The sequence below is a fragment of the Marinobacter flavimaris genome (assembly GCF_002933295.1).
GTDB lineage: Bacteria > Pseudomonadota > Gammaproteobacteria > Pseudomonadales > Oleiphilaceae > Marinobacter > Marinobacter flavimaris.
Genome location: NZ_PSSW01000003.1, coordinates 392,621 through 416,202 on the forward strand (window position 1 = coordinate 392,621; position 23,582 = coordinate 416,202).

The window sequence follows — 23,582 nt, forward strand, 5'->3', positions numbered from 1 at the left end:
CCGATCCGCCGGAGAAACCGATGTCCCTTCCCGCCTATCTCACTACGGCCGAGGCCGCCGAGTATCTGCGCCTGAAAGAACGCAAGGTCTACGATCTGGTCAGCCAGGGTGTCATTCCCTGTGTGCGAATTACCGGAAAGCTATTGTTCCCACGCCAGCGTATTGATTTGTGGCTGATGAACCACCTGGAAGGGGACGACGCGATCAGTGCGCCAACCCCGCCGGTGCTGGTGGGCAGTCAGGACCCGCTGCTCGAATGGGCGGTAAAGGAGAGCAACGCAGAGCTGGCCATGTTGTGCCAGGGAAGCGGTGATGGGGTGCAGCGACTGGTCGATGGTCGGGCCATGCTCGCGGGTATGCATATCTGGCACGCCGAGAGCGAGCGTTATAACGATCCGGCAACCCTGGGTTTGACCGGGATGCGAGACCTGGTGCTGATTCGTTGGGCCAAGCGACAGCAGGGCCTGCTCCTGGCGCCGGGCAATCCCCACAAACTGACACAACTGGAGGATATCGCGCGGCCCGGTCTTCGCCTGGCCCATCGACAGCCGAATGCCGGTGTCAGTCATCTGTTGCAGAGCCTGCTTGCCCGCCATCGTATCGAGGGCAGTCAGCTGACCTGGGCCGAGCATCCTTCACTCAGCGAGGATGATCTGGCCCTGGCCATTCGCCAGGGGGAGGCGGACGTGGGCATAGGTATAGAAGCGGCGGCAAGGCGCCAGGGCCTGGCGTTTATCCCGCTGCAGCAGGAGCATTTTGACTTGGCCATGCGCCGGCGTCATTACTTCGAACCCGCCATGCAGCGATTGCTGGCTTTTGCCCGCAGTGAACGATTTGTTCAGCGAGCGGAGGCATTGGGTGGTTATAATATCAGTGAGCTTGGAAACGTTGTGTACAACGCCTGAGCAAAAATAATAAACAGGCAGATCAAGCAGGGGCCTGCATGGGGTCAATCGGAAACAGAACGGTCAAAGAGTTCAGCGGCGCTTTGGGTGACATTGGTACCCTGCTGCCACTGAGCCTCGGCGCCATTGGCGTAGCCGGGCTGGCGCCGGTACCGGTTCTGCTGGGCTTTGCTCTCTTCTATATCGCCACCGGGCTGTATTATCGACTGCCGGTGCCCGTGCAACCCATGAAAGCGGTGGCCGCGCTTCTTCTTACCACCCAGGTCAGCGCCCAAAGCCTCGTTGCCAGTGGTGTTCTGATCGGTGCTATTCTTCTGATTCTCGGTTCAACCGGGTGGATCAACCGGGCTGCGCGCCTGGTACCGGGGTCGGTGTTGAGCGGCCTGCAGTTGGGGCTGGGGTTGTTGTTGGCCAGCATGAGCCTGGAATTGATGACCACCTCTTTGCCGTTGGGGCTCCTGGTCCTTGCGTTGCTGGCCGTCACCCTGAAACTTTTCCCCAGTTGGCCTGCGGCATTACTGGGGCTTGCCGTGGCGATGGTTCTCGGGGCGTTGCTGGGCTCGCCCGGGCTGCCGCTACCGGTGGATCCGGCAATTTTCTCGATGCCGGAGCTGCCCTCAATGGATGACTGGCAGCAGGGATTTTCCATCCTGGTGCTGCCACAACTGGCGCTGACCATCACCAACGCGATCGTTCTGACGGCCCTGGTGGTCGGGGATTATTTCGGCGACCAGTCCCGGGTCTCGCCTGCGCGTCTTTCCGTTACAACCGGCCTGGCCAACCTGTGCCTGGTTCCGTTCGGTGCCTTGCCCATGTGTCATGGCGCTGGGGGTGTTGCGGCACACTATCGCTTCGGTGCCCGCACGGGCGTTGCGCCCGTCCTGCTGGGCGTGGGGTTGCTTCTGGTGGCAATCGTACCCGGCGGGCTGTCGTTTATCGCGGCTGTACCCGCGGCCGGTCTCGGCGCCCTGCTCATGGTCGCAGCTGTCGAGCTTGGCCTCACCAGGCGTCTCTGGACCGCGAAACCATCCTGCTGGCCGGTGATCGGAATCACCGCACTGATTACCTTCTGGGCTGACCCGTTTTTCGGATTCCTGGCCGGGGTGGCGGCGGAGACGTTCCGGACTGCCTGGTTGCGGGGACGTTTCAACGGTGTGCATCAGGACTGAGAGAGTTGCCTCAGTCTTCCAATACCCCCCGAATGCCAACGTTTTTATCCTGCGGATCATACAAAGCGCCCGGATTCAGGATGCCCTGAGGATCCAGGAAGTGCTTGCCCGCCGCCAGGGTCTGACGAAACAGCGGTGATGTCTGCTGCTCATAGCCAAAGCGATGATCCCGGCCAACGGCGTGGTGATGGGTGACGGTAGCGCCTTGCTCGGCCAGCACTTCCATGGAGATGCGCTTGAGCTGTTTCCACTTTTCCAGGGCTTTGCCCAGATCGCCGGTAGTGTCGCCCACGCAATAAAACGTGAAATAGGGCGCAGGCCCGTCCGGGTAAACATGGGTAAAGCGGCAGGAGAATGAAAATGGTCGTTGCGTGATCTCGCGAAGCGCGGACTCCATGGTTGATCTTACTGCCTTGTAAAGGCTCGGGAACCTGTCCCAGGTGATCGCGGTTTCGAAGGTGTCGGCAATCATGCCCATGGCGGTTAATCGATTGCGCCAGTAGGGCATTCGGATAAAGGCATTTCTCCAGGACTCGGCTTCGCTGGACCCTTTTTCTGCATGATCCGGGTTATAGCTAATGCCATCTTTTTGCAGAACACCGCCATGTTCTTCGGCAATGGCGACGGCCCGCTCGATTTTCTGGTCTTGCGGATGATCTGCGGATTCGAAACCAAGAACCAGAATGGCGCAAGGCCTGTCAGCAATCCGGTTGATGATCACTTCGGCTTCATCGAGCAGGCGGCAGTTGGATGGAAACAAGCCCGATTGCGCAATTTGCCGGACCGCATCGACGCCTTTCATGAAACTGTCAAACCGCACCGAGGCCGTGGCTCTCCAGGTGGGACGGTGCTGCAGTCGCATGGTTGCCTCGGTAATGATGCCCAGGGTGCCCTCCGAACCACAGATCATGCGATCTGCCGAGGGGCCGGCACCTGAGCCGGGCAAGGCCCGGGTCTCGATAATGCCTTTGGGCGTGATCAGCCTGGTTGCTTCCACCATATCTTCAATGTGGGTGTAGACGGTCGCAAAGTGCCCGCCAGCGCGTGTGGCGAGCATGCCTCCCAGGCTCACAAAGGGAAAGCTCTGCGGATAATGGCGCAGCGTCAATCCGTGCTGTTTTAACTGCCGCTCAAGATCCGGGCCTTTGATGCCAGCCTGAATCCGTGCCCGGCGGCTGACCGGATCGATCTCCAGAATCCGGTCCAGGTTCTCCATATCAACGCTGATGGTCGCCCGGTAGCTGTCGCCAACATCGGGCTCCACGCCGCCGCAGACACTGGTGCCGCCACCGAACGGGATCAGTGCAATATTGTCTTCGGCCGCATAGCGAAACAGTTGCTGGATATCGTCTTCCGTCTTGGGAAAGGCGACGGCATCGGGCGGGTTGGGCACTTTTCGCATCAGCATCCTGGCCATGTCGGCGTAGGACTTCCCGTAGCTGTGCACCAGGCGGTCGTAGTTCGTAGTGGAAATGATGTCTGAGAGATGCTCGGGAACAGAGGGCAACCGGGATGCTGGGAGGTCAAAGTCTTCAACCTTTGGTGGCTCAATCTCCACCAGGCCTTCCGGCACCAACATTTTCGTAACGGTCTCGATCATGGCGTGTTCTTCGGGATGCAGATCCTCATCCGCATAGCCCCAACCCCAGAATCGCAGGGGTTTGCGCAGAGATTTGGTGCCGGACTCAGACATCGGATTCTCCATCAATGAGGGGTCTGCCCCCGTTACTCTGAACACTTCATCTGTTGAAATGATATCCTCGTACACCGCTATCAAGTACGCAAATCAATCCTGAATGCCGACATCGTTCAGGCCGACTTTTACCAAGAAACCCGGAGTTTGAGTCTTACTCATGAGAGTTATTATTCGCTATTTTTTTCGCACCCTGCGTCTGGTACTGACGCCCTTCATGCTGCTCAGTGAAAAGCTCAGCACGCCTGAAAGCGTGACCCGCAGTGCTGAAGAGCAAGCCCGCGCCGACGAGGCCAGCAAAAATCTCGCCCTGTACCAGTTCAAGGCCTGCCCGTTCTGCATCAAGGTAAGAAAGGAAATCGCACGGCTCGGTCTGAACATTGAAACCCGCGACGCCCAGCATGACCCGGAACATCGTGCGGCGCTGGAAGCCGGCGGCGGCCAAATCAAGGTGCCCTGCCTGAAGATTCATCAGGAGGATGGCAGTGATCGTTGGCTGTATGAGTCTGACGAGATCAAGGCGTGGCTACAGGAGCGGTTTGAGCCGGCCTGATTGCCGTTGCTGATTTTTGGAGAGGGCGTTAGCTAGTCACGATCATTCCCCTGGGATGTTCGATTCCAGGGATATGTCGATGAGTTCATGCTGAAGCTTTTTCAGAAGGTGAAGCAGGCTGACGCCGTCATCAAAACTCATCCCCTGCATGGCCTGTCTGTAAAATTCGGCAATAGTGTCCTGAAGTCGATTCCAGAAAGTGCGGCCAGATTCGGTAAGAACCACGAGTCGAGCTCGGCGATCCTGGGGATCCGGTATCCGAACAACATGCCCGTCTCGTTCCATTCGTTTGAGCACGCCATCGAGGTTTTGGCGACTGACGTAGAGGTACTCTTTCAGTTGGTTGAATGAGGTGCCATCTTCGAATCCTTCTCGAGATAATGCACCCAGTACTGCCCACTGCACGGCGCTGATGCCCATTTCATTCTGAACCTGGCGTTGCAGGATGTTTCCTGTCTGGAACAGACGGAAAAACAGGCGGTTGGGGATGCCTCCGGATTCGTTGACGATCATTTCGTATCCCGTTGGTAAAGAATGGTTCGCAAGACGTTTGAGTCTATTCATCAACGATATCTTCACATAGATCCGGGGTGATCTTCCGCATTTTCTTGGGTCACGCCGGAGGAGCAGGGCACTGTGAATCCGGAGTTTCCTGAGATCTAGCAGGAAACTCCGTAGTCGCAGTCTTCACTCAGTTGGTGATCAGCTTGCACTTGCTCTCGGAAAGCGGTCGGAACGCTTCGTCGCCGGGAATAGTTCGAACGATCTTGTACAGATCCCACTCGCCGGTAGATTCTTCCGGAGTTTTCACCTGAGCCAGAAACATGTCATGAACCATGCGGCCGTCCTCACGGATACGACCGTTTTTGGCAAACATGTCGTTGATCGGAGTCTCTATCAGATGCTGGCGGACAGTTTGGGAGTCATCCGAGCCAGTAGCTTCCACCGCCTTCAGGTATTGCATCGTGCTGGAGTAGATGCCCGCATGCACCATGGTTGGACGGGTGCCGGTCTCTTCCATGAAACGATCAGACCATTCACGAGTCTCGTCGTTCATGTCCCAGTACCAACCGGTAGTAAGCTGCAGCCCCTGAGCCGCCTGGGGACCGAGAGCGTGTATGTCACTGATAAATACGACAAGCCCGGCAATGGTCTGGCCTGACTGGGTAATACCGAATTCTGCCGCAGTGGTGATCGCATTGGTGGTATCTGCACCGGCGTTTGCCAGAGCGATGACATCGGCGCCAGAAGCCTGGGCCTGCAAAATAAATGAAGAGAAGTCAGGAGTCGGGAATGGATGGCGGATGCTTCCCAGAATCTTACCACCATTGGCTTCTACAACCCGTGTGACGTCCGCCTCCATGGCATGACCGAAGGCATAGTCTGCGGTCAATATGTACCAGGATTTGCCGCCTTCCTGAACGATTGCGGTTGGAGTGCCAATGGACAGTGCGTAGGTGTCATAGACGTACTGAATATGATTTGGGGTGCAGTGTTCGTTGGTGATGCTTGAGGCTGCGGAGCCGGAGATCAGTCCCAGTTTGTTGTTCTCCTCAAGGATCTTCGTGGTGGCGATTGTCACAGAAGAGGCCACCAACCCGCCAACCATGTCGACTCCGTCATTCTCTACCCAGCGTCGCACGGTGCTGGAGGCAACGTCCGGGCTGTTGCGGTCGTCAGCACTGACTACCTCAATCGCGGCATTGTTGACCTTGCCACCAAAATCAGCAACCGCCATTTCCATCGCCGTCAAACCATTCGGGCCGGCAAGGTCACGGTACGTGCCGGACATGTCAGCGAGATACCCAAGCTTAACCGTATCTCCAGATATGGCAGCCTGGGCACTGCCTGCCATAAGAATTGAGGCAACGACTGAGGGCAGAATCTTTTTTGTATTTTTCATTGTTCCATCTCCGCTACGAAACTTGTTTTGGTTTGGGTTCTTGTTGCTTTTGTCAGGTTGATCAGTTTGATTACTTCGGTAGGTATTCCTTCGCGATGATGTTTTTCATGATCTGGGCTGTGCCATCGCCAATCTGAAGACCAAGAACATCTCTCAGGCGCTGGGCAAACGGCAGGTCCTCACCCCAACCGGTGTGACCGTGGGCCAGCAGGCACTGTTTAACCACATCAAAGGCCAATTTCGGCCCCCACCATTTATTCATGGCGGCTTCGGCGTTATGGGGCAGGTTGTTGTCCTTGAGCCATAGTGCGTGGTAGCACTGCATGCGGGCCGCATGAACATAGGTCTGGTATTCCGCCAGCGGATGGGTCAGGCCCTGGAACGCGGACAGGTTCTGGCCGAAGGCGGTTCGCTCGGTCAGCCACTGCCAGGTTTCATCCAGGGATTGTTGCGCGACGGCCAGGCACTGCAGGCCGATCAGGGCACGGCTGTAATCAAAACCCTGCATGACCTGTTTGAAGCCTTTACCCTCGTCGCCCATCATGTTGACGGCGGGCACTTCCACGTTATCGAAGAAAATCGAGCCGCGACCGATGGCGCGCTGGCCGTTGTCCTCGAACCGGGTGGTGGTGATGCCCGGGCTGTCCATGGGCACCAGGAACGCACTGATGCCGGAGGCGCGCTGCTCTACCGTGCCGGTGCGGGCGAACACCACCGCCACGTCGGCCTGGTCGGCCATGGAGATGGAGGTTTTCTCGCCGTTGAGCACGTACACGTCGCCCTTCTTCTCCGCCTTCAGGCGCAAGTTGGCAGCGTCGGAACCGCCGTGGGGTTCAGTCAGGGCAATGCACGCCACCTTCTGGCCGGAGGTCATGCCGTGCAGCCACTCCTTCGCCAGGTCCGGCGCGGCGTGGCTGGCAATGATCTGTCCGTTCAGGGAAGTCAGCAGGGGGATGTAGCCAACGTTGAAATCTCCTTTGGAGATTTCCTCGATGATCAGGCCACTGGTAACACAGTCCATGCCGCTGCCGCCGAACTCTTCCGGCAGTTCGCCACCAAGCAGCCCCATCTCGCCGAGCTGGCGGATGACATCCTTTTCGATGACGCCTTCCTGATCCCGCTTGCGATAGCCCGGAGCCAGCACCTCGGCGCTGAAGCGGGCCACAACCTCGCGAATCGCGTTCTGTTCTTCATTGAATCCGAAATTCATGGTGTTCTCCGGGAGTGTCTATGCCCCGGTGACGGGTGGCCACCGGGTCGGTCTGCTTACTTGTAGAATTTCCGGAAGTCCGGCTTGCGCTTTTCCTTGAAGGCTTTCACGCCTTCTTTGGACTCTTCGGTGTCGTAATACAGGCTCAATGCCTGCATCCCAAGGGCACCGATGCCGGCAATGTTGTCGCTGTCGGCATTGAACGAGCGCTTGGCGATGGTGAGAGCGGTGGGGCTCTTCTCAAGGATTTCCTCACACCACTTCTGCACTTCCTCATCCAGCTGCTCCGGTGGCACCACGGCGTTGACCAGGCCCCAATCCAGTGCCTGCTGTGCACTGTACTTGCGGCACAGGTACCAGATTTCCCGGGCGCGCTTCTCACCCACGACCCGCGCCAGGTAGGCGGTACCGAAGCCGGGATCGACGGAGCCGACCTTGGGGCCGACCTGGCCGAAAATGGCCGTTTCCGAGGCGATGCTCAGGTCACAGATCACGTGCAGCACGTGGCCACCGCCGATGGCGAAGCCGTTGACCCGGGCAATCACCGGCTTGGGTACTTCCCGGATGGTGCGTTGCAGCTCTTCCACGGGCAGGCCAATTAGACCGCGGCCGTCGTACTGGCCTTCGTGGGCGCCCTGGTCGCCACCGGTGCAGAAGGCTTTTTCACCAGCCCCGGTGAACACGATGACGCCGATGTCCTTGTTCCAGCCGGCGCGGTTGAAGGCGTCTAGAAGCTCCATGCAGGTCTGGCCACGGAAGGCGTTGTAGCGCTCCGGACGGTTGATGGTGATGGTGGCAATGCCGTCGGTTTCGTCGTACAGGATATCTTCGTAATTCATGATCTGTTCTCCGTGTTCGTGAAAATGGGCGCTTAGCCGGCCATGGTCAGGCCGCCGGACACGCTGATCACCTGGCCGGTGATGAAGTTGGCGTCGTCACTGGCCAGCAGGGCGATGATGCCGGGGTAGTCTTCCGGTTGGGCCAGGCGCTTCATGGGCACCGCGTTGCGGAAGGCTTCCAGTAGCTTCTCGGGATTTGGGGCGGTTTCCGCCACGCCCTTGAGCAGGGCGGTGTCGGTGGGGCCGGGGCAAACCACGTTCAGGCACACGTTCTTGGTGGCCAGTTCCCGCGCCACGGTCTTGCTGAAGCCCACCAGACCGGCCTTGCAGGCGGCGTAGACGGATTCGCCGGAGGAGCCGACCCTGGCCGCGTCGGAGGCAATGTTGATGACCTTGCCGCCGCCGGCGGCAATCATCTTCGGCAGTACCACATGATGCATGTTCAGCGCACCGGTCAGGTTCACTGCAATCAGCTGGTCCCACAGTTTCGGCTCGGTTTTCAGGAACGGCATGAAGCGGTCGAAACCGGCGTTATTTACCAGCACCGTGGGCACGCCCAGATCGCTCTCGATGGTCGCCACGGTGTCAGTAATCGCGGCGTAATCGGTAATGTCGGCGGCGTAGGCGCAGGCCTTGCCCCCGGCTTCGGTGATTAGGTCTGCCGTGGCCTGGGCCGCACTTTCATCACGGTCCAGCACGGCCACCGCGCTGCCTTCTTCTGCAAAGCGCTGACACACGGCGCGGCCAATGCCGCCCCCGCCGCCGGTCACGATGACTGTTTTTCCGTTAAGGCCTCTCATGATGACTTGCTCCTGTAGCTGTTAGATCAATGGGATTAACCGCGTTTGGCCGGCTCCAGGCGCACTTCTTTCGCCTGTTCCCGCAGTTTGAATTTCTGGATCTTGCCGGAGGCGGTGCGAGGCATGGCCTCGATCACTTCCAGATATTCCGGCAGGTAGTTTTTGGACAGTTGCTGATCGGTCAGATAGGCCTTGACCTGGTCCAGGGTCAGATCGGTGGCGTTCTCGTCGAGGGTGACGTAGGCGCACAGGCGCTCACCCAGGCGTTCGTCCGGGCAACCCACCAGGGCGACATCGACAATGCCGGGGAACTTGTAGAGCAGGTTCTCCACCTCCACGACCGGAATGTTCTCACCGCCCCGGATGACCACATCCTTGGTGCGGCCGGTGATGCGGATGTAGCCATCCTTGTCCATGCGCGCGAGATCGCCGGTGTTGAACCAGCCGGCTTCGTCCACGCCATAGAGCTCGGGTCGTTTGAGATAGCCGACAAACAGGCTGGAGCCACGTACCAACAGGCTGCCTTCTTCCCCGGCCGGCAGTTCGTTGCCCTTAAAGTCGGTGACTTTCACGTCCATGAAGGGCAGGGCCTTGCCGTCGGATTGGCTGGCCCGCTCGGCGGGATCCTCCGGGCAGGTCATGGTGACCGCGCCGTTTTCGGTCATGCCCCAGGCCGAGACAATCTTTGCCTTCAGAACCTTGCCGGCCTGTTCCACCACGGCACTTGGGATGGGGGCGCCGGCTGAGACGAAGATCCGCAGGGAATCCAGTTCACCCTCGTGCTTGGGTGCGGTTTTCACCAGATCCGCCAGGAACGGCGTGGCGGCCATGGTGAAGGCCGGTTTCTCGGCAGCAATCACCTTGCAGACATAGTCCGCGTCCCAAATGTCCTGGAGGATCGCGGTGGTGCCCAGGTAAATGGGCATCATGATGCCGTACATGAAGCCGGTCTGGTGGGCCACCGGGGAGGCCATCAATACTTTGTCGTCCGAGCTCAGGTGCAGGCGGTCGGCGTAAGGACGCACATTGGAAAACAGGGTGTTGGAGGAGTGCATGACCCCCTTGGGTTCGCCGGTGGTACCGGAGGTGTAAAGGATCTGGATGGCGTCGTCGGCGGTGAGTTGGCGCTCGGCAAACAGGGCCTTGGTGTCTTGCTTTTCTTCCCAGGGGGTCTCCGTGAGACGTTGTTCAAAGCTACGCTCGCCCTCTCCCCCGATGACCAGCAGGGTTTCGAGATCCGGCAGCTCCCCCCGAATACCGTCAATCATGGCCTCGTAGTCAAAGCCACGAAAGACCTTTGGTATTACCAGCAGTTTGGCCTCGCCATGCTTGAGCATGAAGCGCAGTTCCCGCTCCCGGAAAATAGGCATGAGCGGATTCAGAATCGCGCCGATGCGCATGCAGGCCAGATGCAGGGCGGTGGTCTGCCACCAGTTCGGTAGCTGGCAGGCCACCACGTCGCCTTTACCGATGCCCATGCCGGCCAGGCCGGCCGCCATGCGGGTGACTTTGTTATTGAGTTGCCGATAAGTGAGGGCGGTGCGGGTGTCGCTGGTGACCTGGTAGCCGACGATGGCTTCCCGGTCTGGAGTGCTGGCGACTGCCTGATCCAGGTAGTCGGTAATGAGTTTGTCGTTCCAGGCGCCGCTTTCCAGCATGGCGTCACGGCGTTCCGGATTGAGAGTGATGCCTGTATCCATCTGATTCACCTGTTGTGTCCGGTTTGTTTTTGTTGGGTGGCCAGCCCGCATAAGCAGGTCGTTGCCTTGTCAGTTTCAACATACGCCTTCTCAAAATAATATGTCAACATGTTGCCTTAAAAAATATTCGGGTGTAGCCTCTAGAAATCGGACAAATAGTCCTACATGGGCTTCATGAAGAAGTAATAAGAAAAAATCTGTTAGCGGAGATGGTTATGGAATACAGCAATATATTGCTTGAAAAGCACGACGCTGTGGCCCTGGTCAGACTCAACCGACCAGAGGTCTACAACGCGTTGAACAACGCGCTGATGAACGAACTGACTTCCGCTCTGGAAGTCCTGGAAGCGGATGAGGCCATCCGCGCCGTTGTCATTACCGGCAACGAGAAAGCCTTTGCCGCCGGCGCGGATATTGCCGAAGTCCATGCCCTGGACTTTTCCCGGGCCTACCGTGAGCGCTTCATCTCCGCCAATTGGGAAACCGTGACCCGATGCCGAAAGCCGGTGATTGCCGCGGTGGCCGGCCTGGCACTCGGCGGTGGCTGTGAACTGGCGATGATGTGTGACCTACTGATTGCCGCCGATAACGCCCGCTTCGGCCAGCCGGAAGTGAAGATTGGCACCCTGCCCGGAGCCGGTGGTACCCAGCGGCTGGCCCGGGCCATTGGCAAGGCCAAGACTATGGACCTGTGCCTGACCGGTCGAATGATGGATGCGCAGGAAGCTGAGCGCAGTGGTCTGGTCAGCCGGGTCGTGCCAACTGACGATCTGCTTGATACGGCCATGGCGGTAGCAGGGGAAATCGCCGGCTATTCGCAGATGGCCACCATGATCAACAAGGATGCGGTTAATCAGGCGTTCGAGACCCCTTTGAGAGCGGGCGTTGAATACGAACGCCGGCTGCTGTGGTCCAGTTTTTCCAGCGAGGATCGAAGCGAGGGTATGACTGCTTTTCTCGAGAAACGTCAGCCCCAGTGGAAGCACCGTTAACCTTTACAAGCTCAGGAGCGATTATGGATATTCATTTCACCCCCGAAGAGCTGGCTTTCCGCAGTGAGGTGCGGGCGTTTCTGGGACAGAATCTGCCGGCCGACCTTGCAGAGAATGTCCGTCTGGGCCGTCGACTTGCCAAAGAGGATCATCAGCGCTGGCAGAAGATTCTTAACCAGAAGGGTTGGTATGCCGTCAACTGGCCGGTCGAGCATGGCGGTACCGACTGGTCCGTGGTGCAGAAGCACATTTTTGACGAGGAGTGCGCCGCCGCTGGAGCGCCCAGATTGGTGGCGTTCGGCGTCAACATGGTGGCACCGGTAATCATCAAGTTCGGCACCCAGACCCAGAAGGATTACTACCTGCCGCGGATTCTGCGCAGCGAGGACTGGTGGTGCCAGGGCTATTCCGAGCCCGGCGCCGGCTCCGACCTGGCCAGCCTGAAAACCCGCGCCGAGCGGGATGGCGATCATTACCTGGTCAACGGTCAAAAGACCTGGACCACCCTGGGCCAACATGCCAACCGGATCTTCTGCCTGGTTCGCACCGATCCTTCCGCCAAGAAGCAGGAGGGCATCTCCTTCCTGCTGATCGACATGGATACGCCAGGCATTACTGTGCGCCCGATTATCACCCTGGATGGTGAACACGAGGTCAACGAGGTGTTCTTCGACAACGTTCGGGTGCCGGTGGAAAACCTGGTTGGTGAGGAGAACAAGGGCTGGACCTGTGCCAAGTATCTGCTCACCCACGAGCGTACTGGCCAGGCCGGTATCGGCCAGTCAAAAGCGGCGCTGGCACATCTCAAGCAGATTGCCAGTGCCGAGACGGTGGCCGGCCAATCAAGGATTGACGATCCCCTGTTTCGCGCCCGGATCGCCGAGTTGGAAATGCGCCTGATGGCGGTGGAGATGAGCACCCTTCGCATTCTGGCCGCCACCCGCGATGGTGGGGTGCCAGGGGCGGAGAGCTCGTTGCTGAAGATCCAGGGTTCGGAGATCCGCCAGGCGATTACAGACCTGATGCGCAAGGCACTCGGGCCGAACGCGCTGCCGTTCCTGGAACCGGAGCTGGAATCGGACTTCCATGGCGAGCCGTTGTATCAGGATTACAGCGCGTCGCCGGCCAGCCAGTACTTTAATCTGCGCAAGCTGTCTATCTACGGCGGGTCCAACGAAATTCAGAAGAACATCATCGCCAAGCTGGTTCTGGAACTGTAGGAGGGGACTATGAATTTTGAACTGAACGAAGAGCAACAGATGCTGGCGGATACGGTCGAGCGTCTGGTCCGCAATACCTACAGTTTTGAGCAGCGTGAAGTATTTTACCAAAGCCCCCGGGGTTACAGCCCGGAGTTCTGGCGCCAGTTGTCAGAGCTGGGCATTACCTCGGTGCCCATCGCTGCCGAGTACGAAGGCTTTGGCGGCACCGGCGTGGAAAACATGCTGGTGATGAAGGAGCTCGGCCGGGGCCTGTGTCTTGAGCCGTACCTGCATTCCCAGATTTATGCTGCCGGCCTGGTTGAGCAACTGGGTTCCGCCGAACAGCGGCAGTCGATTCTGCCGGCAGTGGCGGCAGGCGAGCGTCTGTTGACGGTGGCCGACGAGGAAGCAGGTAGCCACTACCATCCGGAGGCGATTGAATGCCAGGCGGTGCCCTGTGAACGGGGCTGGCGTCTGAGCGGCCGCAAGCGGGTAGTGATCGGCGGCGAGCTTGCCCACACCATTCTGGTCGCTGCCCGGATGAGTGATGGTGAAGGCGTAAGCCTGTTTCTGCTGGACCCGGGGGCTGAGGGTGTTTCGCGCACCGGCTACCCCTGCATAGACGGCCCAAGGGCCTGTGATCTTGCACTGGCGGATGTCTATGTTGAGGCGGATAGCCTGCTCGGGCCGGCGGGTAAGGCCGCGCCTGCGCTGGCCTATCAGCGTGGCCGTGCGGTTGCCGCGCAGTGCGCCGAGGCGGTGGGCAGTATGGAGGAGGCCTTCCGGCTGACTCTGGACTATCTGAAAACGCGCCAGCAGTTCGGCTCACCGATTGGCCGCTTTCAGGCGCTCCAGCACCGGATGGCGGAAATGCGCGGCGAACTTGAGCTGGCGCGCTCCATGACCATTCTTGCAGCCTGTGTGGCAGACGACCCGGATTCGGAAAGTCGCAGCCGACGGCTTGCTGCTGCCAAGTTCACCGTGGCCCGGGCGTCGCAGCTGATTGCCGAGCAGTCTGTCCAGTTGCACGGCGGTATTGGTATGACCTGGGAATATTCACTGGCCCACCACGCCAAGCGCCTGGTGATGCTGACTCATCAGTTCGGGGATGACGACTTCCACCTCGGACAGTATTCGGCCCTGCTGGAAGTGCCCCGGCAGGCTTCACAGCAGGTGGCCTGACCACCCGCCCCAAGACAAGATCAACAAACGGAGACAACCAACATGGCCAACCAAGCAAGTTTCAACTGGGAAGACCCGCTGTTGCTGGACCAGCAACTGACCGAAGACGAGCGCATGGTGCGCGAGAGTGCTCGCCAGTTTGCCGAAAGTAAGCTCCGGCCCCGGGTGCTGGAAGCCTTCCGCAACGAACAGACCGACCCGGAGATATTCCGGGAAATGGGCGAGACAGGCCTGCTGGGATGTACCATTCCCGAGCAATACGGCGGTAGCGGCCTGAATTACGTGTGTTATGGCCTGATCGCTCGCGAGGTGGAGCGGGTGGATTCCGGTTACCGGTCCATGATGAGTGTGCAGTCATCCCTGGTGATGGTGCCCATCTACGAATTCGGTAATGAGGAAACCCGCCAGAAGTATCTGCCCAAACTCGCTTCCGGAGAATGGATTGGGTGTTTCGGGTTGACCGAACCAGACCATGGCTCCGATCCTGGCAACATGGCGACCCGCGCCCGCAAGGTGGACGGCGGTTACCGCCTGACCGGCAGCAAGATGTGGATTACCAACAGCCCAATCGCTGATGTGTTCGTGGTCTGGGCCAAGGACGACGACGGCGCAATTCGCGGCTTTGTGCTTGAGAAAGGCTGGGAGGGACTGAGTGCCCCGGCCATTCACGGCAAGGTAGGGCTGCGGGCCTCGATCACCGGTGAAATCGTGATGGACGGCGTCTTTGTGCCGGAAGAAAACGCCTTCCCGGACGTGCGAGGGCTGAAGGGGCCGTTCACCTGCCTGAACTCCGCCCGCTACGGTATTTCCTGGGGTGCTCTGGGTGCCGCCGAAGATTGCTGGCACACCGCTCGCCAGTATGTGCTGGACCGCAAGCAGTTCGGTCGGCCGCTGGCGGCCAACCAGCTGATCCAGAAAAAGCTGGCAGATATGCAGACCGACATCACCCTGGCCCTGCAAGGCTGCCTGCGTCTTGGTCGGATGAAGGATGAGGGCACGGCTGCCGTCGAGATCACTTCGATCATGAAGCGCAATTCCTGCGGCAAGGCCCTGGATGTTGCCCGCCTGGCCAGGGATATGCTCGGGGGGAACGGAATCAGTGATGAATTTGGGGTGGCGCGACATCTGGTGAATCTGGAAGTGGTGAATACCTATGAAGGCACTCACGATGTGCACGCTCTGATTCTGGGTCGAGCCCAGACCGGGATTCAGGCGTTCTTTTAATCATTTGTGCAGGGGGCCAATGGAGTTATTGGCCCCCCCTTTTTTATCAGCCGAGATGTTTGAGCAACAAATCGGCAAGCAGTGCTGGACACTCGATCGATGGCACGTGGCCAATGCCTTCCAGAATCAGCGGGTCCGGGGAGTGACTGAATTGCGCCAGGGCTTTCAGTGACTCCGGTGGTGTTGCCGCATCCTCTGAGCCACCAAGCAGGAGAATCGGTACATTGCGGTCCTTCAGCTTCTCCCTGAAATCGGCTTTACCCAGCATTTCACACAGAAGGGCATAGCTGTGGTCGTCTCCACGCCCCATGATGACCTTCCATCCATCAAGCAGAGCCGTTTGTTCCTTGCAGGCTGCTGGACCGAACCAGCGTGGCACAATCTCTCCGGCCATGGCGGCAAGGCCCTTACCTCGGACGTTGGAGGCCCGCAGATTCCAGGCTTCCACGGTGCCAATGATGGCGCCGGTGTTGGTCAGCGTGGCCGAAATCAGATTGTCGCTGTACTCGGAAACCAGCTGCTGGCCGATCACACCGCCGATGGAGGTCCCGGTGAAGTGGAAGGCCTTGGCACCGGCGACCTGGGCGAGGGTGAGTGCTTCCTGGGCCAGGTCATCGGGGGTGATTTTCCCGGCGCCCTCCGGCCAGGCGCTGCTGGCACCGTGGCCGGGCAGGTCCCAGGCCAGGACCCGGAATTTGCCCAGCAGGGCCGGCAGCATGTCGTCCCAAACGCCCTGGGTCATGCCCAGCGGGTGGGCCAGTACCAGCAGGGGCTTCTCGCTGTCGCCGAGCAGGCGGTAGCAGATGGTACGACCGTTATGGTTCAGAAATGACATGAAAACTCCTTGGGTCAGACCCGCTCAATCAGTGTAGCAATACCCTGGCCCACACCCACGCACATAGTGCACAGGGCGTAACGGCCACCGGTGCGCTGCAGCTGATGGGCGGCGGTCATAATAAGGCGAGCGCCGGACATTCCCAGTGGGTGGCCAAGGGCAATGGCGCCGCCGTTGGGGTTCACCCGGGAATCGTCATCAGCAATGCCGAGCTCACGCAGCACCGCAAGGCCCTGGGCGGCAAAGGCCTCGTTAAGTTCGATTACGTCGATGTCGGCGATGCTGATGTTCTGCTTTTCCAGCAATTTGCGGACGGCGGGTACCGGGCCGATGCCCATGATGCGCGGTTCCACGCCGGCAGTGGCCATGCCGAGGATTTTTGCCATCGGCTTGAGGCAATGCTGTTTTACCGCGGTTTCACTGGCAACCAGCATGGCGGCGGCGCCGTCGTTGACGCCGGAGGCATTACCAGCGGTCACGCTGCCATTCTCACGGAAGGGCGTGGGCAGGGCAGCGAGTTTCTCGAGCGTGCTTTCGCGGGGATGCTCGTCGGTGTCGAATACCAGTGGGTCCTGTTTGCGGCGCGGAATGGACACCGGCACGATTTCCTCGGTAAAGATGCCTTCTTTCTGAGCTCGGGCGGTCTTCTCCTGGGAACGGAAGGCGAACAGGTCCTGATCTTCCCGTGAGACTTTGTATTGCTCGGCCACGTTCTCTGCCGTTTCTGGCATGGAGTCGATGCCGTACTGTTGCTTCATCAGTGGGTTCACAAAACGCCAGCCGATGGTAGTGTCTTCAATTTTCTGGCTTCTTGAAAAGGAGCTGTCGGCCTTGCCCATCACGTACGGGGCACGGGACATGGACTCAACGCCGCCGGCCAGTACCAAATCCATTTCTCCGGCGCGGATGGCGCGAAAAGCCGTGCCCACGGCATCCATGCCGGAGCCGCACAGACGATTGAGGGTGGTGCCGGGAACAGACGTAGGCAAGCCGGCCAGCAGGGCAGACATCCTTGCCACGTTGCGGTTGTCTTCACCGGCCTGGTTGGCTGAGCCCATCATCACCTCGTCGATGGCGGCCGGGTCCAGTTCCGGAGCCTGCTCAAGCACGGCCTTGAAGATGTGGGCCGCCAGGTCATCAGGGCGAACACTGGCGAGGGTGCCGCTGAAGCGGCCAATGGCCGAGCGGCGGGGATGGCAAATAAATACGTCAGTCATATCTTGCCTCACTGTTGGCCGGATTGAGTTGAGGAGTGATGGGCGCTTGTACGGGCTTTCAGATCCCGCAGAACTTCCAGTTCTCTGGTAGAGGGTTCCGGGGTGGTTTCCAGTTGGTCCGCGAAGCGGATCTCCCAACCGGTGGCCTCGATCACAGCCTCCCGACTCACGTTCGGGTGCAGGGAGGTGACCACCAGTTCTTTGGTTTCCGGATCGGGCTTGAGGATGCACAGGTCGGTGATGACCACCGTGGGGCCACGGCCGATGTTGGGGACGTTGTCCCGGGCTTTGCCGTCACGGCCGAAGCCGACGGTGGTCACGAAGTCCACGTCTTTCACAAAGGTACGCCTGGAGTGCTTCACGGTAATGAACACTTCTTTCGCGTTGGTGGCAATTTCCGGGGCGCCACCGCCGCCGGGCAGGCGGACTTTCGGTTCGCGGTAATCGCCGATCAGGGTGGTGTTCAGGTTGGCGTAACGGTCAATCTGAGCCGTGCCGAGGAAGCCGACGCTGATGTGGCCGCCCTGTAGCCAGTAGCGGAACATCTCCGGTACCGAGACGGTGGTCAGGGCGGACTCACAAAGCTCGCCATCGCCAATGGACAGCGGCAGAACGTCCGGCTTGGTCTGCAGGGTGCCGGATTCGTAGATCAGGGTCACATCCGGGGCGTGGGTCAGGCGCGCCAGGTTGGCCGCTTCGCTGGGCAGGCCGATACCGACGAAACAGGTCATGTCATTTTTCAGCGCCCGGGCAGCGGTGACGCTCATCATTTCGGAAGAGGTAAATTCAAGGCTCATCACGCAGCTCCTTTTTCAAATACGTTGTCGTTCAGCCAGGCCTGGAAGGTGTCGCGGTCACGGGCGATGCCATCCCAGTCCTTGTAGAAAGCGTTATCCCGGTCGTAATAGCCCAGAGCGTAGGAGGGCGCGGCGCCCTTGGGAGCCTCGGCGATGGCGGTGACGGCCCAGGATGGCAGCACGCACGCGTTCACCGACGCGCCGAGGTCATCGACGATCTCTTCCACGGTCACAATGCTGCGTTTGGCGGCCAGCACCACTTCCTTCTGAATGCCGACTATGCCTTCGATCAGCACATTGCCTTTGCGGTCCGCCCGCTGGGCATGGATCACGGCGACATCCGGACGAACAGAGGGCACGGCAGCGAGGCGCTCACCGGTGAACGGGCACTCGATGAATTTGATCTGGTCATTAACCTTGGGCAGGTCGCTGCCCACGTAACCGCGCAGCACGGCCAACGGCAGACCGGCAGCGCCCGCTTCGTAAGCATTGGCCATGGCGGCGTGGCTGTGTTCAAGGATCTCGATCTGGTGAGGCCAGCCTTTCTCAACGGCATCCCGCAGGCGGTGCAGGGAGCCCACACCAGGGTTGCCACCCCAGGAGAAGATCAGCTTTTTGGCGCAGCCGGCACCGATCATCTGGTCATAAACCAGGTCCGGGGTCATTCGGATCAGGGTCAGGTCGCGTTTTTCCTGGCGGATGATTTCGTGGCCAGCGGCAAACGGAATCAGGTGGGTAAAGCCTTCCATCGCAACGGTGTCGCCGTTGTTGATGTGTTTGCTTACCGCTTCCTGGAGAGAGAGAAATTCGGCCATCGCAGTGTCTCCATCGTGTTTCGGTTGATAAGTTCGATATACGAACATAAGTTTAATATGCGAACATGATGGCGCGATTGGTTTTCGGTCGTCAAGTACAAATTTTCACCAGTTGATAAAAATGCACGGATGTTCGGACTACGAACTAGCTGATACCATGCGCTGACATCGACTTGCCCAGGCGCTGAAGGAGCCGGAATGGACGAACAGATTCTCAAGCCGGGAGACCGGGATTACGTGGGGGCGCTAGCCTCCGGGCTAGAGGTGTTGCAAGCCTTTGATGGTGATCATCCGCGCATGACGCTCAGCGAAGTGGCCGCCAGGACCGACATGGATCGGGCCAAGGCCCGTCGATTTCTGCTGACCCTGCACGCGCTGGGTTTCGTGAAGCGTACCGGCCGCCAGTTCGAGCTGACGCCCCGGGTGCTGCAGCTGGGCTACGCCTATCAGGCATCGAACCAGTATCGGGCGGTAATTCAGCAATACCTGGAAGACATCACTGCCGAGCTTGGTGAATCCTCTTCCCTGGCGGTGCTGGATGGCGACGACGTGGTCTACGTGGTGCGCTCTGCAGCCCGGCATCGGCTAATGGCAATTACTCTGTCGGTGGGTACCCGCCTACCGGCGGCCTATACGTCCATGGGGCGGGTGTTGCTGGCACAGCTGCCGGAATCGGAGCTGGCAGCGTTTCTGGACCGAATCCGGCTGGAGCGTTTCACCGAGTCATCGGTTATCGACAAAGCTGCGCTGCGCTGCGCCATCGACCAGGCTCGTGAGCAGGGCTACTCCATTGTCGACCAGGAGTTGGACTCGGGGTTGCGCTCTGTGGCGGTGCCGGTGTTTGCCGGCAGTGGTGAACTGCTTGGCGCGATCAATATCAGCACCAATGCCGCGCGAGTGGATATGGAGACTTTGATGAAGGTCTACCTGCCGCGGTTGCAGGAAGCAGCTGAAGCAGTGCGGCGAACAACCCGATGATCTTGTCGGATTACGGCTGCGCCTAATCCGACCTACTGAACTGAATGTGTCCGCGTAGGTCGGATTAGAGCTGCCAGGCTCGTCATCCGACGAGACCGTTACGGATAACGCCCCGTCAGCCGGTTTTCCACCAGCTCCCCTAGAATGGTATTGGCCAGCCGCATGACGGCATTCGGATTCTCTCCGCGCCGCCGCGAGGCGATAACCGGCGTGGTGATGTTGTTGTCCTCCAGCGGCATGTACTCCACACCTTCCCGATGGAGCTTCCGCACCTGTTCCGGAACCAGAGTAAAACCCATGTCCGATGCCACCAGAGACAGCGCTGTCTGAAGGTCGTTGACTTGCTGGCTGACATGGATCCTCAGCCCGCGACGGTGAAACAGCCCCTGGGTGATGTCGGCAAAGTTCGGCCCCGGGCCTGAAGGGAAGGTGACCATTGGCCATTCCGAGAGTTCTTTCATGGAAGGTGGATGGCGGGTCAGTGGATGGCCCGCAGGCATGGCCGCAATGATCGGCTCATCAAACAGGTTTTCCTGCTCCACATCCGGATCTTCAATTCTTAGTCGGCCGAAGCCGATATCGATCTTGCCGGATTTTAGCGCCTCTACTTGCTCCCGGGTTTTCAGTTCGTGCAGGACAATTTCCAGGTTCTTGTTCTGGCGCAGCCGGCGCACCATCAGTGGCAATTGCCCATAGAACACGGACGGTACGAAGCCGATCGAAAAGAGGGTTTTCCGGTGCTGGGCAATACGGCGGGTGTCTTCAACAGTGGCGCCCACCTTGTCCAGGATTTGCTGGGCCTGCTCCAGAAAATATTCCCCGCCTGTGGTCAGCTCCAGTCCCCGGGGTTTGCGGATAAACAATTCCACCCCGATCTCTTCTTCCAGCTGTTTGATGGCCCGGGTCAGCGGTGGTTGCGCAATAAACAGTTTTTCTGCCGCCCGGGTCAGGTTGCCTGCCTCTGCCACGGCAACGAAGTACCGCAAGTGTCGCAGCTCCATCCATACCTCCAGGGTATCGGTTATTACTTAATCAATATTGGTTCACATAACTGAAACTTCGTACTGTTCGAATTACAGGCTTTTTTACTTGCGATTCGGAGAGCACATGTCCGCCACCATTCAGTCCATTGAAGCGATCCTGGTCGATATTCCGACCATCCGCCCCCACAAGCTATCCATGACAACCATGGGGGTTCAGAGCATGGTGATCGTTCGGATGAAAGACTCGAACGGTCTTGAGGGACTGGGTGAGGCGACCACGATCGGCGGTCTGGCCTACGGCCCGGAAAGCCCTGAAAGCGTAAAGCTTACCATTGATACCTATTTCAAGCCGCAACTGATTGGCCAGCCTGCGGGCAACATCAATACCCTGAGGGTAATGCTAAACCGCTCAACTCGCGGTAACAACCTGGCCAAGTCGGCCATCGAGACCGCACTGCTGGATCTGCAGGGCAAGCGTCTGAATCGCCCGGTTTCCGATCTGCTCGGCGGTGCCATTCACCAGCACCTTCCGGTGCTGTGGACCCTGGCCAGTGGGGATACCGACAAGGATATCGAGGAGGCGCTCGGCCTGATCGAAACCCGCCGCCACTGCGATTTCAAACTCAAGATCGGTTCCCGCCCGGTGATGGACGACGTTCGCCATGTCGCGGCTATCAAGGAAGCCTTGGGTGAGAGCGCCAGCGTGCGTGTCGACGTTAACCAGGCTTGGGATGAAGCCACCGCCGCCAAAGGTATGGCGGAACTGCAGGCGGCTGGAATCGACCTGGTCGAGCAGCCGACCCCGATGAAGGATTACGCAGCGCTGGTGCGTCTGTCCGGGAAGTTCCATCTGCCCATTCTGGCCGATGAAGCGGTGGCCGACGCCAAGGATATGTACAACCTTGCAGCCAGCGGATTCGCCGGTGCCGTCGCCATGAAAATTGCCAAGGCCGGTGGGCCTGCACGTGCTCTCGAGCAAGCCGCTGTGGCTCAGGCCGCAGGTATCGGGTTCTACGGAGGCACGTTACTGGAAGGCACCATTGGCACAGCTGCTGCGCTGCACGCCTGGTCCACTCTGGAAACCCTGCACTGGGGCACCGAGATGTTCGGTCCCCTTCTGATGAAAGACGACATTGTCGTCAAGCCCCTCAATTTCCACAGCAACGGTGTCGACTTGCCGCAGGGCCCGGGCCTGGGTGTCGAGATTGATGAAGACAAACTCAACCAGTATCGCCGGAAAGCCTGAGGCGCCGGGACATTCCGCAAAATGGAGGAAAGCACATGCTGTTCAAAGTCGAGATGAAGGTGAATATCCCCCACGACATGCCAGCGGAGGTGGCTGCAGACATCAAGGCCCGGGAGAAAGCCTATGCCCAGGGCCTGCAGGAGCAGGGCAAGTGGCGTCACCTTTGGCGGGTGGCCGGCAGCTACGCCAACGTCAGCATTTTCGATGTGAAAGACAACGCCGAGCTGCAGGAGCTGATCAGCAACTTGCCCCTGTTTCCCTACATGGATATCACCGTCGCGCCCCTGTGCCGGCACCCGTCGTCCATTCACGAAGACGACCGCTAAATCCGAAAACCCTGTTGCCAACTGATGAGATGAATTGAGCAACAAAAACAAGAGCACCGAGGAGATCAACCATGACCGTCAAGACCATGAATACTGCGGAAGTAAAGGACCTGCTGGAGAAAGTTGCCGGCTTCAACCAGGACGTTGGAAATGAGCGGGTGAAGAAGATTGTTCACCGCCTCATGCACGATATTTTCCAGCTCGTTGAAGACTTCGACGTGACACCCGAAGAGTTCTGGCAAGCCGTCTACTACGTGGGTGATCTGGGCGCGAATGGTGAGGCCGCTCTGTTGGCACCGGGCCTGGGTATGGACAAATACCTCGACATCCGGATGGACGCGGAAGATGAACAGGCTGGCCTGGATGGCGGAACTCCCAGAACCATTGAGGGCCCGCTTTATGTCGCCGGCGCGCCGCTGAGCGAAGGCTTTGCCCGTATGGACGATGGCTCCGATGAGTCTGCCGAGACCATGATCCTGACCGGCCAGGTCACGGACGAAAAGGGCCAGCCATTGGCCAATGCGGTTGTCGACGTTTGGCACGCAGACACCAAGGGTGCCTACTCCTACTTCGACCAGTCACAGAGCGAGTACAACCTCCGTCGTCGCATCAAGACTGACGAAAACGGTCGCTACACTGCCCGTTCCATCATCCCGTCCGGTTATGGCTGCCCGCCCGAGGGTTCTACCCAGGCGCTCCTGAACCTGTTGGGTCGCCATGGTAACCGTCCGGCGCATATCCATTTCTTTATCTCCAAGCCGGGTTTCAAGCATCTGACCACCCAGATCAACCTGGCCGGTGACGAGTACACCTATGACGACTTTGCCTTTGCGACCCGCGAAGAACTGGTGGTTGAGGCCAATCGCATTGAAGACCCCGCCAAAGCCGAGCAGTTCGGTCTGAACAAGCCGTTCACCGAGGTGGAGTTCAACATCCAGCTGGTGTCCACCGACAAGTCCGAGCTGCAAACCCGTCATGAGCGCAAGCGTGCTCTCGAAGGCGAAGCCGCGTAA

The 23,582-nt window shown here is 59.1% G+C and carries 23 protein-coding genes; 11 read left to right on the forward strand and 12 right to left on the reverse strand.

The annotated features are described in order from the left end of the window. Positions 1-20: 20 nt before the first annotated feature. Both MDHKLMBL_RS07865 and MDHKLMBL_RS07870 read left to right on the forward strand, forming a co-directional pair. A complete protein-coding gene (locus tag MDHKLMBL_RS07865) occupies positions 21-905 on the forward strand; it encodes a substrate-binding domain-containing protein (protein WP_053113883.1) in 885 nt (294 codons plus the stop codon). 38 nt (positions 906-943) lie between these two features. After that, complete coding sequence (locus tag MDHKLMBL_RS07870; RefSeq protein ID WP_104270522.1) at positions 944-2,074, forward strand: putative sulfate/molybdate transporter; 1,131 nt, start codon at positions 944-946, stop codon at positions 2,072-2,074. 10 nt (positions 2,075-2,084) lie between these two features. Here MDHKLMBL_RS07870 and MDHKLMBL_RS07875 read toward each other — a convergent pair whose 3' ends face one another. Then, on the reverse strand, positions 2,085-3,767 hold the full coding sequence (locus MDHKLMBL_RS07875; RefSeq protein WP_241956196.1) for an FAD-binding oxidoreductase: 1,683 nt from the start codon (positions 3,765-3,767) through the stop codon (positions 2,085-2,087). Positions 3,768-3,927: 160 nt separating this feature from the next. Between MDHKLMBL_RS07875 and MDHKLMBL_RS07880 the strand changes: the two genes are divergently transcribed. Further along, complete coding sequence (locus tag MDHKLMBL_RS07880; RefSeq protein ID WP_053113887.1) at positions 3,928-4,320, forward strand: glutaredoxin family protein; 393 nt, start codon at positions 3,928-3,930, stop codon at positions 4,318-4,320. Between the two features lie 42 nt (positions 4,321-4,362). Here MDHKLMBL_RS07880 and MDHKLMBL_RS07885 read toward each other — a convergent pair whose 3' ends face one another. The 6 genes from MDHKLMBL_RS07885 to MDHKLMBL_RS07910 all read right to left on the reverse strand — a co-directional run bounded on the left by MDHKLMBL_RS07885 (position 4,363) and on the right by MDHKLMBL_RS07910 (position 10,772). Beyond that, positions 4,363-4,833 (reverse strand): MarR family winged helix-turn-helix transcriptional regulator, encoded by a 471-nt coding sequence (locus MDHKLMBL_RS07885; protein WP_008177322.1) that lies wholly within the window; start codon positions 4,831-4,833, stop codon positions 4,363-4,365. A gap of 178 nt (positions 4,834-5,011) precedes the next feature. Beyond that, positions 5,012-6,223 carry an ABC transporter substrate-binding protein gene (locus MDHKLMBL_RS07890; RefSeq protein WP_008177323.1) on the reverse strand — a complete coding sequence of 404 codons (1,212 nt, stop codon included), beginning with the start codon at positions 6,221-6,223 and terminating at the stop codon, positions 5,012-5,014. A gap of 70 nt (positions 6,224-6,293) precedes the next feature. Beyond that, a complete protein-coding gene (gene aliB, locus MDHKLMBL_RS07895; protein ID WP_104270523.1) occupies positions 6,294-7,433 on the reverse strand; it encodes a cyclohexanecarboxyl-CoA dehydrogenase in 1,140 nt (379 codons plus the stop codon). 56 nt (positions 7,434-7,489) lie between these two features. Continuing rightward, positions 7,490-8,272 carry an enoyl-CoA hydratase-related protein gene (locus MDHKLMBL_RS07900; protein ID WP_008177325.1) on the reverse strand — a complete coding sequence of 261 codons (783 nt, stop codon included), beginning with the start codon at positions 8,270-8,272 and terminating at the stop codon, positions 7,490-7,492. 32 nt (positions 8,273-8,304) lie between these two features. After that, positions 8,305-9,072 (reverse strand): SDR family NAD(P)-dependent oxidoreductase, encoded by a 768-nt coding sequence (locus MDHKLMBL_RS07905; protein WP_104270524.1) that lies wholly within the window; start codon positions 9,070-9,072, stop codon positions 8,305-8,307. 35 nt (positions 9,073-9,107) lie between these two features. Next, complete coding sequence (locus MDHKLMBL_RS07910; RefSeq protein WP_104270525.1) at positions 9,108-10,772, reverse strand: AMP-binding protein; 1,665 nt, start codon at positions 10,770-10,772, stop codon at positions 9,108-9,110. A 215-nt stretch (positions 10,773-10,987) separates the two neighbouring features. On the opposite strand from MDHKLMBL_RS07910, the gene MDHKLMBL_RS07915 reads away from it, so the two are divergent. From MDHKLMBL_RS07915 to MDHKLMBL_RS07930, 4 genes are read left to right on the forward strand one after another with little or no spacing between them, the layout of a single operon-like run. After that, a complete protein-coding gene (locus tag MDHKLMBL_RS07915) occupies positions 10,988-11,764 on the forward strand; it encodes an enoyl-CoA hydratase (RefSeq protein ID WP_008177331.1) in 777 nt (258 codons plus the stop codon). A 23-nt stretch (positions 11,765-11,787) separates the two neighbouring features. Further along, positions 11,788-12,984 carry an acyl-CoA dehydrogenase family protein gene (locus MDHKLMBL_RS07920; protein ID WP_104270526.1) on the forward strand — a complete coding sequence of 399 codons (1,197 nt, stop codon included), beginning with the start codon at positions 11,788-11,790 and terminating at the stop codon, positions 12,982-12,984. 9 nt (positions 12,985-12,993) lie between these two features. Continuing rightward, positions 12,994-14,148, forward strand: coding sequence for an acyl-CoA dehydrogenase family protein (locus tag MDHKLMBL_RS07925; RefSeq protein ID WP_104270527.1), 1,155 nt, complete (start codon positions 12,994-12,996; stop codon positions 14,146-14,148). Positions 14,149-14,190: 42 nt separating this feature from the next. Then, the gene (locus MDHKLMBL_RS07930) at positions 14,191-15,372 is read left to right on the forward strand and encodes an acyl-CoA dehydrogenase (RefSeq protein ID WP_053113905.1); all 1,182 of its coding nucleotides are present in this window, start codon (positions 14,191-14,193) and stop codon (positions 15,370-15,372) included. A gap of 46 nt (positions 15,373-15,418) precedes the next feature. Here MDHKLMBL_RS07930 and MDHKLMBL_RS07935 read toward each other — a convergent pair whose 3' ends face one another. The 4 genes from MDHKLMBL_RS07935 to MDHKLMBL_RS07950 are packed head-to-tail and all read right to left on the reverse strand — an operon-like array spanning position 15,419 to position 19,036. Beyond that, on the reverse strand, positions 15,419-16,207 hold the full coding sequence (locus tag MDHKLMBL_RS07935) for an alpha/beta fold hydrolase (RefSeq protein ID WP_104270528.1): 789 nt from the start codon (positions 16,205-16,207) through the stop codon (positions 15,419-15,421). 14 nt (positions 16,208-16,221) lie between these two features. Further along, the gene (pcaF, locus tag MDHKLMBL_RS07940) at positions 16,222-17,424 is read right to left on the reverse strand and encodes a 3-oxoadipyl-CoA thiolase (protein ID WP_104270529.1); all 1,203 of its coding nucleotides are present in this window, start codon (positions 17,422-17,424) and stop codon (positions 16,222-16,224) included. Between the two features lie 8 nt (positions 17,425-17,432). Continuing rightward, positions 17,433-18,221 (reverse strand): CoA-transferase subunit beta, encoded by a 789-nt coding sequence (locus tag MDHKLMBL_RS07945; RefSeq protein WP_104270530.1) that lies wholly within the window; start codon positions 18,219-18,221, stop codon positions 17,433-17,435. Continuing rightward, positions 18,221-19,036, reverse strand: a complete 816-nt coding sequence (locus MDHKLMBL_RS07950) for a CoA transferase subunit A (RefSeq protein ID WP_104270531.1) — start codon at positions 19,034-19,036, stop codon at positions 18,221-18,223. The genes MDHKLMBL_RS07945 and MDHKLMBL_RS07950 overlap by 1 nt, the downstream gene beginning before the upstream one ends. Before the next feature lie 198 nt (positions 19,037-19,234). Between MDHKLMBL_RS07950 and MDHKLMBL_RS07955 the strand changes: the two genes are divergently transcribed. Next, entirely contained in the window at positions 19,235-20,014 is a 780-nt protein-coding gene (locus tag MDHKLMBL_RS07955; protein ID WP_104270532.1) for an IclR family transcriptional regulator domain-containing protein, read from the forward strand. A gap of 98 nt (positions 20,015-20,112) precedes the next feature. On the opposite strand, the gene MDHKLMBL_RS07960 is transcribed toward MDHKLMBL_RS07955, so the two are convergent. Further along, positions 20,113-21,015, reverse strand: coding sequence for a LysR family transcriptional regulator (locus MDHKLMBL_RS07960; protein WP_104270533.1), 903 nt, complete (start codon positions 21,013-21,015; stop codon positions 20,113-20,115). Positions 21,016-21,121: 106 nt separating this feature from the next. Here MDHKLMBL_RS07960 and MDHKLMBL_RS07965 point away from each other — a divergent pair, with 106 nt between their 5' ends. From MDHKLMBL_RS07965 to catA, 3 genes are all read left to right on the forward strand, one after another. Continuing rightward, positions 21,122-22,243: a muconate/chloromuconate family cycloisomerase gene (locus MDHKLMBL_RS07965; RefSeq protein WP_104270534.1), complete on the forward strand. Its 1,122-nt coding sequence runs from the start codon at positions 21,122-21,124 to the stop codon at positions 22,241-22,243. 35 nt (positions 22,244-22,278) lie between these two features. Then, a complete protein-coding gene (catC, locus tag MDHKLMBL_RS07970; RefSeq protein ID WP_104270535.1) occupies positions 22,279-22,569 on the forward strand; it encodes a muconolactone Delta-isomerase in 291 nt (96 codons plus the stop codon). Positions 22,570-22,640: 71 nt separating this feature from the next. Further along, a complete protein-coding gene (catA, locus tag MDHKLMBL_RS07975) occupies positions 22,641-23,582 on the forward strand; it encodes a catechol 1,2-dioxygenase (RefSeq protein WP_104270536.1) in 942 nt (313 codons plus the stop codon).